Genomic DNA, 12291 nt, shown 5'->3' with positions numbered 1-12291 from the left:
TCCTAGCCTCTCCCCCTAGCGGGGGAGAGGAACATGACGGGGGAGGATATGACATGAGGATGAGGCCTTACTTCCGCCGCCAATAGGCGTAGACTTCCCTTGTGGCGGATCGCGGCTCTTGTGGCCGACGACTTGGACTGATGTCAGTGCCACGACTGGACGCCACGCCTGGGCCGCGACCTTCCATTGTCAGGAAGGAGATAACCATGGCCGTGCAGCACCATGTCAGGAACCCCATTGAATGGGGTTGGGATCGCCTAAAGGAAACCGGACAGGCCATCGGCTCGGCCGCCGGCACCATGGACGGCGCCTGGGAAGCGCGCGAGATGGCGCCACCGGTCGTGCGCAAGATCGGGATCGCCGACCTGCGCCAGTCCTTGCGCGAAGGCGCGCGCGACTTCGGCGCCTGCCGCACCGACGTGGTCTTCCTGTGCATGATCTATCCCATCGCCGGCCTGATCATCTCGCGCTTCGCCTTCGACTACGGGATGCTTCCTTTGATCTTCCCGTTGGTCTCGGGCTTCGCCCTGATCGCGCCCTTGTTCGGCGTCGGTCTCTACGAGATGAGCCGCCGGCGCGAGCTCGGCACGGCCACCGGCTGGGCCGATGCCTTCGCCGTCGTGCGCTCGCCTGCCATCGGCTCGGTGATGGCGCTCGGCCTGGTGCTGATCGGCCTGTTCGCGCTGTGGCTGGCCGCCGCCAACGTCATCTACACCTTGACCCTCGGACCCGACCAGCCGGTCTCGGCCATCGCCTTCGCGCGCGACGCCGTGACCACGCCGCAGGGCTGGACGATGGTGATCGCGGGCGTCGGCGTGGGGTTCCTGTTCGCCCTGCTGGTGCTGGCGATCAGCGTGGTGTCCTTCCCACTGCTGCTCGACCGCAATGTCGGCGTGCGCCAGGCGGTGACGACCTCGTTCCGCGCCGTGCGCGAGAACCCCGGCCCGATGGCGGCGTGGGGCCTGATCATCGCGGCCGGCCTGGTGATCGGCGCGATCCCGCTGCTGGTGGGCCTCGCTATCGTCCTGCCCATCCTCGGGCACGCCACCTGGCACCTCTATCGCAAGGTGGTCGTGAACTGACGTCGGTGTAAGCTCTCTCCCTCATATTCCTCTCCCCCGCTAGGGGGCAGGGCAATCGCATGTGGCGTTTTCGGATTCCGATCGTGCACCAAGGGCGGCCGGCGGATTCCGAAATTGCGCTGGCACAGCTCGGCGGATTCCAACCTTTCGCCAAGCCCCGCAAAATGGGCCACATGCGATAGCCCTGCGCTAGGGGGAGAGGTTAGGTGAGGGGGAATCGACGTGCGTAGCCCCCTCACCCAGCCTCTCCCCCTATCGGGGGAGAGGAGAATGAAGGCACGGGACTGACGCGGGGGCGAGTTCTCTTGTTTTCCTGGAAGGTGAAGCAGCCGGTCGACGGCGTTGTCGTCGCGCCGGAAGAACGGCTGCCGTGGCCGCAGACCGTGGCGCTGGGCATCCAGCATGTCGTGGCGATGTTCGGCGGCACGGTGCTCGGCCCCTTGCTGATGGGCTTCGACGCCAACGTCGCGGTTCTGATGGGCGGCGTCGGCACGCTGATCTTCTTTGTCGCCGTCGGCGGCCGCGTGCCGAGCTATCTCAGCTCCTCCTTCGCCTTCATCGCCGTTGTCATCACCGCCACCGGCTATGCCGGCCAGGGTGGCCCGAACCCCAACATCGGCGTGGCGCTGGGCGGCATTGTCGTCTGCGGCGCGGTCTATGCCGCGATCGGACTGGTCGTGACGGCAACCGGCGCGGGCTGGATCGAGCGGCTGATGCCGCCTGTCGTCACCGGCTCGGTGGTGGCGGTGATCGGCTTGAACCTCGCCGCGCTGCCCATCAAGACCATGGGCCCGACGAACTTCCACGCCTGGATCCAGGCCGTCTCCTTCTTCGCCATCGCCCTGGTCGCGGTCTACAGCCGCGGCCTGATGCGACGGCTGCTGATCCTGGTTGGCCTTGTCCTGTCGACGGCGATCTATGGCGTGCTGACCAACGGCCTGGGCTGGGGCAAGCCGATCGACTTCAAGCTGATCGAGCAGGCGGCCTGGCTCGGCCTGCCGAGGTTCGAGGCGCCGGTGTTCGAGACGCGGGCGATCGCGCTGATCGTGCCGGTAGCGCTGATCCTGGTGGCTGAGAATCTCGGACACCTGAAGGCGGTCGGCGCCATGACCGGCCGCGACATGGCCCCCTGGCTCGGCCGTGCCTTCGTGGGCGACGGCATCGCCACCATGGTGTCGGGCAGCGTCGGCGGCAGCGGCGTCACCACCTACGCCGAGAATATCGGCGTCATGGCGGCGACGCGCATCTACTCGACGGCGCTGTTCGTGGTGGCCGCCCTGGTCGCCATCCTGCTGGGCTTTTCGCCCAAGTTCGGGGCGCTGATCCACACCATCCCGTTGCCGGCGATGGGCGGCGTCAGCATCGTGATCTTCGGCCTGATCGCCATCGCCGGCGCGCGCATCTGGGTCGACAACAAGGTCGACTTCACCGACAGCCGCAACATGATCGTGGCTGCCATCACGCTTGTGTGGGTACCGGCGACTTCACGCTGAGCTTCGGCGAGTTCGCCCTAGGCGGCATCGGCACGGCGACGTTCGGCGCGCTGATCCTGAACGCGGTGTTGATGCCGGCCAGAGGCCGGCGGTCCGGAAGACTATGAGAACGACACCGTCGCCTTGTCGTAGTCGCCCGAGCCCATGCGGCCTTCGGCGAAGATCTCGTGCCGGGCGATCCAATCGAACGACTGCTCGTAGGCCTGCCGCGAGTACGGCTCGAAGACGATGCGCTCGCCCGGTCCCCAGCGCCGCGTATCCATCATGGCGTGCCAGCGCTCGGGGAACTCGTTCTTGTAGTAGTGCGTGTAGAGCTCGGGCCTGAGGTCGATGTCGCGCTGCGCCCGCTTGAGCGCACGGAAGTAGCGGCGGATGTCCTCGGGATCGGGTTCGCCGTTGATCATGGCGGCGATCATGAAGGTCGTGTCGATCACCTTGCGGAAGCCGAGCTGCTCCACGAGGTAGTACGGCCCGCTGAACAGCGCCGCCGCGCGGCTCTTTCCTTCGATCAGCAGTTCGAGGCGGCGGAACAGCATCCCGTCCTCGAAGGTGAGATTGATCTTGTCGCGCGGCAGGTACTGTTCCAGCGCCTGGATCGTCGAATAGTGACTGCCCGACTGGAAGCCGACTGAGATCGGCACACCGGCAAGGTCCTCGGGCGTGCGGATGGGCGAATCGGCCGGCACGAAAATGCCGGCGGGCGCCACCGAATAGGCGTCGGCATAGAGCCGGGCATGGCCGTTGGACGCCGCCACCGCCACCGTCCAGTGACAGGCGCAGCTCACGTCGGCTTCGCGGCCCTTCTCGATGCTCTGGAAGGCGCCCGAAGCGCCCTTGTTGTGATGCTGGCCGGCGGTCGAGCGGATCAACTCGCGGAACTCGTAGTCGAGCCCCTCGGCGCGGAAGTAGCCCTTCTCCTCGGCCACCCACTCCTGCAGACGAAAGTGCGGTTCGACGATGAACTTGCCCATGGCGTTCCTCTCGTACGGCCCGTTGTCCTTCGCGCGCGTTCTATCAGCCGGCTTCGAACTCCACCAGTTCTGCCCCCTCGACCACCTGCTCGCCGACCGCATAGCGTACGGTCTTGACCGTACCATCCGCTGGCGCGGCAAGCGTGTGCTCCATCTTCATGGCTTCGAGCACCAGCAAGGGCTGGCCCTTGCTCACCTTGTCGCCGACCTTCACCCGCAGGTCGATGATCTTGCCCGGCAATGGCGCCTTCACCGCGCCCTCATCCGAGGCCGTCGCCTCGTACTGCGTGACGTCGAGCGGATCGACCAGCCGCAACGTCCGGCTGGCGCCGTCGGCGAACACGGCATAGTCGATGCCGTCCGCCGCCGGCCGCCGCACCACGGTCGCCGTGAAGGTGTCGCCGCCCAGCCAGATCGCCAGCCGCCCTTCCTCGACACGCCGCACGCTCGCCTCGAGCGTGCCGCCCGGCATCTCGAGGCCCAGGCTGCCATCGCGCCGACGGCGGGCGATCGCGGTCACTTCCCGCTCGCCCTCCTTCCAGCGCACCTCGTCATGGCCCTCGTCGAGCAGTCGGAAGCCGTTCTTGTGGTCCCACGGGTCGTTCAAGGGGCCGGAGGGCGCGAACTCCATCAATCGCGCCAGGGTCGCCACGGCCAGCATGCGATCGTCGACGGGCTTCAGCTTCGCGAAAAGGGTGTCGTGGTGACGCTCGATGAAGCCGGTATCGACCTCGCCGCCGACGAACGCTGGATGCGAGCACAGCGCCTTCAAGAGCGCGGCATTGGTCGTGACGCCGACCACCTCGGTCTCACCCATCAGCGCCGCCATGCGGCGCATCGCCGAGGTGCGGTCACGGTCATGCACGATCACCTTGGCGATCATGGGATCGTAGAACGGCGTGACCGTATCGCCCTGGCGCACGCCGGTATCGACCCGCACATGCGGGCCCTCTTCCGGCAGCCGGAGATGCACCAGCGTGCCGGTCGACGGCAGGAAGTTGCGATTGGGATCCTCGGCATAGAGCCGGACCTCGACGGCGTGACCATCGATGCGCAGTTGATCCTGCGTGAGCGGGAGCCGGCCGCCCGCCGCGACCACGAGCTGCCATTCGACCAGGTCCTGGCCGGTGATCGCTTCGGTCACCGGATGCTCGACCTGCAGGCGGGTGTTCATCTCCATGAAGTAGAAGGTGCCGTCCTGGTTGGCGATGAACTCGACGGTGCCCGCGCCCTGGTAGCCGATCGCCTTGGCGGCGGCGACAGCTGCCTCGCCCATCGCCTTGCGCCACGCCGGATCCATGTTGGGCGCCGGCGCCTCCTCGATCACCTTCTGGTGGCGGCGCTGGATCGAGCAGTCGCGCTCGAAGAGGTACAGGCAGTTGCCGTGGCCGTCGGCGAAGACCTGGATTTCTATGTGGCGCGGCCGCGTCAGGTACTTCTCGACCAGCACGTGATCGTCGGCGAACGAGGCCTTGGCCTCGCGCTTGGCGCCGGTCAGCGCGTCGGCGAACTTGCCCGCCTCTTCCACCACGCGCATGCCTTTGCCGCCGCCGCCGGCCGAGGCCTTGATCAGGACAGGGAAGCCGATGCGCCCGGCTTCCTTCGCCAGCAGCTCGGGCGACTGGTCATCGCCATGATAGCCCGGCACCAGCGGCACCTTGGCCTTTTCCATGATCTTCTTGGCTTCGCTCTTGGAGCCCATGGCGTGGATCGCCGAAGGCGGCGGGCCGATGAAGACGATGCCGGCCTTGGCGCAGGCTTCGGCGAACCCGGCATTCTCCGACAAAAAGCCGTAGCCCGGATGGATTGCCTCAGCGCCGGTATGCCTGGCCGCGGCGATGATCTTGTCGGCCACCAGATAGCTGTCGCGCGCCGGCGACGGGCCGATATGGACGGCCTCGTCGGCCAGTGCGACGTGCCGGGCGTTGCGATCGGCGTCGGAATAGACGGCCACCGTCTTGATGCCGAGACGCCGCGCGGTCTTGATGACCCGGCAGGCGATCTCGCCGCGATTGGCGATCAGGATCTTGGAGAACATCTAGAGCCTATCTCGCAAGAAGATCTCCTCCCCCGTCATACGGGGGAGGGTAGGGAAGGGGTAAGCCTCAAGCGACATCCGCGCAAATTTCAGATCAATAATTGTCTGCATCTCTTGTGGGGCTCTCCCCCTCCCTACCCTCCCCCGTATGACGGGGGAGGAAACTATGTGGCCCACCCTGGCTTGCGCTTGGCCAAAAACGCCCGCATGCCTTCGAGCGCCTCTTCGGTCGTGCATTGCGCGGCGACATGCTCGCCGATCAGGTCTGCCGCCTCATCGTCGTGCCGCCGCGCATCGAGCTCGGGCACCAGCTCCTTGATCAGCCTTTGTGCCGAGGGCGCGCCCAGCGTCAGCTCGCGCGCCAGCGTGGCCACTGTATGGTCGAGCGCTTCGGCGGCGACGACCTGGTCGACCAAGCCGATGCGCAGCGCCGTCTCGGCGTCGAACAACCCGCCATGCATCAGGAGCTGACGCGCCAGCCGCGGTCCCACCGCCTCGATCAGTACGGGGATGGCGATGCCGGCCAAAAGGCCGTTGCGTACGGACGTCAATCCAAAGCGCGCCGACGAAGCCGCGACGGCGAAGTCGCAGGCCAGCATCAGGCCCACGCCGCCACCCACCGCGGCGGCATGGACGCGCGCGATCGAAGGCTTGGGAAAGTCGTAGACCGCCTGCACCGCGCCCATCATGGCGTCGGCGCCGACGCGGCGGGTGATGGCGTCGAGCTTGGGCCAGGTCAGCACCCAGTTGAAGTCGCCGCCGGCCGAGAAGGCGTTGCCTTCGCTGCCCAGGACCAGCACGCGGACCTTGTCGTCCGAGGCGAAGGTTTCGACGGCGTCGATGATGGCGCGCGCGGTGTCGCCGTCGAACGAGTTCATCTCGTCGGGCCGGTTCAGCGTGAGCCTCGCCACGCCGTCCGCCACCGCCGTCTTTACCGTTGCGCTCATCGTCACATCCGGAAGACGCCGAACTTCGTCGGACCGATCGGTTGGTTCATCGCCGCCGACAGGCCGAGCCCCAGCGCCATGCGCGTGTCGACCGGATCGAGGATACCGTCGTCCCATATCCGCGCCGTGGCGTAGTATGGATGCCCCTCGCGGTCGTACTGCTCGCGGATCGGCTGCTTGAACGCTTCTTCCTCTTCCTTGGGCCAGGTGCCGCCACGCGCCTCGATATTGTCGCGCCGCACGGTGGCGAGCACGCTCGCCGCCTGCTCACCGCCCATCACCGAGATGCGCGAGCTCGGCCACATCCACAGGAAGCGCGGGCTGTAGGCGCGGCCGCACATGCCGTAGTTGCCGGCGCCATAGCTGCCGCCGACGATCACGGTGAACTTCGGCACGGCCACGGTCGACACCGCCGTCACCATCTTGGCGCCGTCACGGGCGATGCCGCCCGCCTCGTACTTGCGGCCGACCATGAAGCCCGTGATGTTCTGCAGGAAGAGCAGCGGGATGCCGCGCTGGCCGCACAGTTCGATGAAGTGCGCGGCCTTCAGCGCTGATTCGTTGAACAGGATGCCGTTGTTGGCGACCACGCCCACCGGATGGCCCCAGATGCGGGCGAAGCCGGTGACGATGGTGGTGCCGTAGAGGTGCTTGAACTCGTCGAGCTCGCTGCCGTCGACCAGGCGGGCGATGACCTCGCGCATGTCGTAGGGCGTGCGGCTGTCGGGCGGCACGACGCCGTAGAGTTCCTCGGCAGCGTATTTCGGCTCGCGCGGCGCGATCAGTGCGGCCGACGGGTTCTTCTTCCAATTGAGGTTGGCCACGATGCGCCGAACGATGCCGAGCGCGTGGCTGTCGTTGTGGGCATAGTGGTCGGCGACACCGGACGTGCGGGCATGGACATCGGCGCCACCCAGGTCCTCGGCGCTGACGATCTCGCCGATCGCGGCCTTCACCAGCGGCGGGCCGGCCAGGAAGATCGTGCCCTGCTTGCGCACGATGACGGTCTCGTCGCTCATCGCCGGCACATAAGCGCCGCCCGCCGTGCACGAGCCCATCACCGAAGCGATCTGCGGGATGCCCTGCGCCGACATGTTGGCCTGGTTGTAGAAGATGCGGCCGAAATGGGTCTTGTCGGGGAAGACTTCCGGCCATTGCGGCAGGTTGGCGCCGCCGGAATCGACCAGGTAGATGCAGGGCAGACGGTTCTCCATCGCCACTTCCTGGGCGCGGAGATGCTTCTTCACCGTCATCGGATAGTAGGTGCCGCCTTTCACCGTGGCATCATTGCAGACGATCACGCACTCGACCCCGCTCACACGGCCGACGCCGGTGATGACGCCCGAGCCCGGCGCCTCGTTGTCGTACATGTCCATCGCCGCCAGGGGCGACAGCTCGAGGAAGGGCGAGCCGGGATCGAGCAGTGCCCGCACGCGCTCGCGCGGCAAAAGCTTGCCGCGCGCGACGTGGCGCTTACGGGACTCCTCGCCGCCGCCCAGGCGCACTTTGTCGGTGCGGGCCTTGAGATCGGCGACCAGGGCGCGCATCGCCTCGGCGTTGCGCTTGAAGGTGTCGGAGCGGGTGTCGACCTGGGAGGAAAGGATCGTCATGCCGGGTCAAACTGCCCGGACGGTGAGCAGGGTGCAAGGGCGCTGACCTCATGACCTCCTCCCCCGTCATACGGGGGAGGATTGAGGAGGGGAAAAGCCTCAATCGGGCTCTAACCTATTTCAGATCATGGAATCGGAGAGGTAATCTGTGCGGCTCGCCCCCTCCTGTATCCTCCCCCGAAGACGGGGGAGGAGAAGTGAGTCAGGGCAGCCGCGACATCTTCCGCCAGTCGATGCTCTGGCCAATGAAGGCGCGCTGGTTGGCCAGTGCGGCGGCAAAGTCGGGATCGCGCTCGGCCGTTTCCTTTAGGACAATCTCGGACTTGGTGCGGAACACCTTCAGGAGCTCCGGCGACCATTCCTTGATGACGACGCCGGAGGCCTTGAGCTTCTCCATCGCCTGGCCCTGCAGGTGCGGCGAGCGGCTCAGCATCCAGGCGATGTTGGCGCGGCAGGCGGTCTCGACCTGGATGCGCAGCATGGGCGAGAGCGTTTCCCACTTGTCCTTGCGCATCAGAAAGTCGAGCACAGCCGAGGGCTGCTGCCAGCCCGGCATGTAGTAAGGCAGGCCGAGCTTGTCGAAACCGAGCGCGGCGTCGATCGCAGGCGTCGACATCTCGCCGCCATCCACCGTGCCCTGCTGCAGCTTGTAGAAGAACTCGCCCGGCGGCAGCGGCACGTTGGTCGCACCGAGCTTGGTCATGACCTCGCCTGAAAAGCGGCCAAAGCGCAGGCGCTGGCCCTTGAAGTCGGCCACCGTGTTGAGCTCGGTGCGGAACCAGCCGCCGCCCTTGGCGCCCTGGATGCCGCAGGGGATGCCGACGACGCCCAGCTTCTCGTAGGCCTCGCGATGGATGCGGCTGCCGTCGCCCTCGAGCATCCACGAGGTCATGTCCTCGGGCCCCGGCCCGAACGGCACGGTGGCGAAGACGCCGAACACAGGCGCCTTGGCCGCGGCATAGCCCGACCAAGTGAAGGCCGCTTCCAGGTCGCCGTTGATGATGGCGTCCAGCATGTCGGCGGTCGGCGCGATGCGGCCGGGCTCGACGATCTTGATGGCGAGCGTCCCGCCCGACATGTGCTTTACAGTACGTGTGAAAATCCGCACGCCCTCGCCCGAACCCGGAAGGGCCGGATTGAAGGCGGTCTGCATGTGAATGACGCGGGTCGGGATAGCCCCGAAATCCTTGGGCTTTTCAGCCAACTTGTCCTTGTCCTGGGCAACAACAAGGCTCGTCGCCGACAGCAGCGCTGCGGCGATTGCAACTGCGACTACAGTTTTACGGCGCACGACCGACCATCCGTCGCCCGGCTCCCCCTGTGCTCCCCAAAGCCGCTTTTTGCGGCCTTCTTGCCCTCACACCGGCTGATAATCGCACGGGGAAGGCCCGGGAACAAGGGATCGCGGGGCCCCTACAAAGCTGACAATCCCCGGCCGATCAGGATGCGCTGCACGTCGCTGGTGCCTTCATAGATCTGGCAAACGCGAACATCGCGCCAGATCTTCTCCACCAGGTAGTCCGATACGTATCCGTACCCGCCGTGGATCTGAATTGCGGCCGAGCACACCTCCTCGGCCATCTCCGATGCATATAGCTTGGCCATTGCGGCTTCGGTGAGGCATGGACGGCCGGCGTCGCGCAACGTTGCCGCATGCAGCACCATCTGGCGCGCCACCGTGACTTTGGTCGCCATGTCGGCCAGCCGGAACTGCACCGCCTGGTGATTGACAATCTTGGTACCGAAGGATTCGCGTTCGTTGGCGTAGGCCCGCGCGGCCTCGAAGGCGGCACGGGCCATGCCGGTGGCCTGCGCTGCAATGCCGATGCGTCCGGCTTCGAGATTGGCGAGTGCGATGCGGTAGCCCTCGCCTTCCTGGCCGAGCATGGCATCGGCGCCGACGGCGCAGTCCTCGAAAGCGATCTGGCAGGTGTCGGACGATTTCTGCCCCAATTTCTTCTCGATCGAGGCGACGCGGTAGCCCTGTGACTTTGTCGGGACGATGAAGCACGAGATGCCGCGCTTGGGTGCGGTCGGATCGGTGACGGCAAAGACCAGCGCCATGTCTGCCGTGCGGCCCGACGTGATGAACTGTTTTACGCCGTTCAACACCCAGCCATTGCCGCGCCGCTCCGCGCGTGTTTTCAGGTTGGAGGCATCGGAACCCGCCTGCGGCTCGGTGAGGCAGAAGGCGCCCAGCACCTCACCGCGGGCCAGCGGCTTCAGCCAGCGCTCCTTCTGCTCAGGCGAGCCGTAGGCGAGCAGCGCCGCGCAGTCGGGCGAGTTGTTGACGCTCATCACGGTGGAGAGACCGCCGTCGGCGGCCGCGATCTCCTCCAGCGCCAGCACGTAGGACACCATGCCGGCTTCGGCGCCACCCCATTCGGCCGGCACGCACATGCCCATGAAGCCGAGTTCGCCCATCTCGCGCAGAAGCGCGCGCGGGATCTCTCCCGCCGCTTCCCAGGCGCGGACATGCGGCGCCACCTTCTCCTGCGCAAAGGCGCGCGCGGTGTCGCGGATCAGGGTCTGTTCTTCGGTCAGGAGCATGGCGGGTTCCTCATGGGAGCGCGGGCCTCTGGCCCGCTCATGATGCGGGCCAGAGGCCCGCGCTCCCTTAACGTCTGTGGCTCAACAACCTTGAACGCTGGCGCTGCCAGTCGCGGTCCTTGATGGCCTGGCGTTTGTCGTGCGCCTGCTTGCCGGTGACCAGCGCGATCTCGATCTTGGCGCGGCCGCGCGGATTGAAATAGACCTGCAGCGGCACGACGGTGCGGCCCTCGCGCTGGATGGCGCCGACCAGCTTGTTGATCTGGGCGCGATGCAGCAGCAGCTTGCGCGGCCGGCGCGGCTCGTGATTGAAGCGGTTGCCCGAGGCGTAGATCGGGATGTTGGCGTTGACCAGCCAGGCCTCGCCGCCCTCCTCCGTGACGTAGGATTCGGCGATCGTGCTGCGTCCGCCGCGCAGCGACTTCACCTCGGTGCCCGTCAGTGCAAGGCCGGCCTCGAAGACCTCCTCGATGAAGTAGTTGTGCCGCGCCTTGCGGTTCTGGGCCACTACCGTGCGGTCCAGCTCCGGTTTCTTTGCCAATGTAGTGTCCTCAATCTGTCATCCTGAGCGAAGCGAAGGATCTCATGCCGATGCAAGCGGCGATGAGGTCCTTCGCTGCGCTCAGGACGACAGGAAGCTAGTTGATCAGCCCGGCGTGCACCATGGCGTCGCGCACCTGCTTCTTGGTGGCGTCGGTGCATTCGACCAGCGGCAGGCGCAGCTTGGCGCTGCACTGACCGATAAGCTCGGCGCCGTACTTCACCGGCGCGGGGCTGGTCTCGACGAACAGCGCCTTGTGCAGCGGCATCAGTCGGTCCTGGATCTCGAACACCTTGTCGAGGTCGCGCTTTTTCCAGGCGTCGTGCATGTCGCCGCAGAGCCGCGGCGCGATGTTGGCCGTTACCGAGATACAGCCGTCGCCGCCCTGCGCCATGAAGCCCATGGCGCTCGCATCCTCGCCCGAGAGCTGCAGGAAGCCCTTCTTGGCCCTGAGCTTGGTCAAGGTCGGGCGCGCCATGTCGTAGCTCGCGTCCTTGATGCCGATGATGTTCTTGACCTGCGACAGACGCACGACTGTGTCGACCTGCATGTCGCCGCCGGTGCGCGGTGGCACGTTGTAGAGCAGGATCGGGATGTCGACGGCCTCGGCCACTGTCTTGAAATGCTGGAACAGGCCTTCCTGGGTCGGCTTGTTGTAATAGGGCACGACCAGCATGGCGGCGTCGGCGCCGGCCTTCTTGGCATGCTTGGTGAGCTCGATCGCCTCTTCGGTCGAGTTCGAGCCGGTGCCGGCGATCACCGGCACGCCGGTGCCCTTGGCGGCGGCGATGCAGATGTCGATGACCCGCTTGTGCTCTTCCATGGAGAGCGTGGGCGATTCGCCGGTGGTGCCGCACGGGACCAGCCCGTCGGTGCCCTCCTCGATCTGCCAGGCCACGAACTTCTCGAAGCCTTTCTCATCGACCGATCCGTTCTTGAACGGGGTGATCAGCGCGACGAGCGACCCGGTGAACATGGCTTTCCCCTCCGATTCTTCTTGGATCGACCAGTTTAGGCTTCACACCTTGTCCCGGCAAGGTGAGCAACTTGCCATTGTGA

9 protein-coding genes and 1 pseudogene are annotated in these 12291 nt (G+C 66.2%); 2 read left to right on the top strand and 8 right to left on the bottom strand.

Annotation, left to right across the window (positions count from 1 at the left end; genetic code table 11):
- Positions 1–206: 206 nt before the first annotated feature.
- Together RSO01_RS29420 and RSO01_RS29415 are read left to right on the top strand one after the other, a co-directional pair.
- The gene (locus RSO01_RS29420; RefSeq protein ID WP_147154132.1) at positions 207–1082 is read left to right on the top strand and encodes a DUF2189 domain-containing protein; all 876 of its coding nucleotides are present in this window, start codon (positions 207–209) and stop codon (positions 1080–1082) included.
- 305 nt (positions 1083–1387) lie between these two features.
- A pseudogene (locus RSO01_RS29415) lies at positions 1388–2682 on the top strand (solute carrier family 23 protein).
- Here the strand turns inward: RSO01_RS29415 and RSO01_RS29410 are convergent.
- From RSO01_RS29410 to dapA, 8 genes are all read right to left on the bottom strand, one after another.
- The gene (locus RSO01_RS29410; RefSeq protein ID WP_147154131.1) at positions 2677–3546 is read right to left on the bottom strand and encodes an ABC transporter substrate-binding protein; all 870 of its coding nucleotides are present in this window, start codon (positions 3544–3546) and stop codon (positions 2677–2679) included. The pseudogene RSO01_RS29415 and the gene RSO01_RS29410 sit on opposite strands and share 6 nt — an antisense overlap.
- A 43-nt stretch (positions 3547–3589) precedes the next feature.
- Positions 3590–5584 (bottom strand): acetyl-CoA carboxylase biotin carboxylase subunit, encoded by a 1995-nt coding sequence (locus RSO01_RS29405; protein ID WP_147154130.1) that lies wholly within the window; start codon positions 5582–5584, stop codon positions 3590–3592.
- A gap of 164 nt (positions 5585–5748) precedes the next feature.
- Positions 5749–6531, bottom strand: a complete 783-nt coding sequence (locus RSO01_RS29400) for an enoyl-CoA hydratase/isomerase family protein (RefSeq protein ID WP_170303442.1) — start codon at positions 6529–6531, stop codon at positions 5749–5751.
- Positions 6532–6533: 2 nt separating this feature from the next.
- Entirely contained in the window at positions 6534–8141 is a 1608-nt protein-coding gene (locus RSO01_RS29395; RefSeq protein ID WP_147154128.1) for a carboxyl transferase domain-containing protein, read from the bottom strand.
- A 202-nt stretch (positions 8142–8343) separates the two neighbouring features.
- The gene (locus tag RSO01_RS29390; RefSeq protein ID WP_147154127.1) at positions 8344–9432 is read right to left on the bottom strand and encodes a TRAP transporter substrate-binding protein; all 1089 of its coding nucleotides are present in this window, start codon (positions 9430–9432) and stop codon (positions 8344–8346) included.
- A gap of 122 nt (positions 9433–9554) precedes the next feature.
- Positions 9555–10691, bottom strand: coding sequence for an acyl-CoA dehydrogenase family protein (locus RSO01_RS29385; protein WP_147154126.1), 1137 nt, complete (start codon positions 10689–10691; stop codon positions 9555–9557).
- Between the two features lie 67 nt (positions 10692–10758).
- Positions 10759–11232, bottom strand: coding sequence for an SsrA-binding protein SmpB (gene smpB, locus RSO01_RS29380; RefSeq protein WP_147154125.1), 474 nt, complete (start codon positions 11230–11232; stop codon positions 10759–10761).
- A gap of 97 nt (positions 11233–11329) precedes the next feature.
- Positions 11330–12208: a 4-hydroxy-tetrahydrodipicolinate synthase gene (dapA, locus tag RSO01_RS29375; protein WP_147154124.1), complete on the bottom strand. Its 879-nt coding sequence runs from the start codon at positions 12206–12208 to the stop codon at positions 11330–11332.
- Positions 12209–12291 lie beyond the last annotated feature (83 nt).

The sequence above is a fragment of the Reyranella soli genome (assembly GCF_007992495.1).
Classification (GTDB): domain Bacteria; phylum Pseudomonadota; class Alphaproteobacteria; order Reyranellales; family Reyranellaceae; genus Reyranella; species Reyranella soli.
Note: the sequence above shows the minus strand (reverse complement) of the source record. Positions and strands in the feature narration are given on the sequence as shown.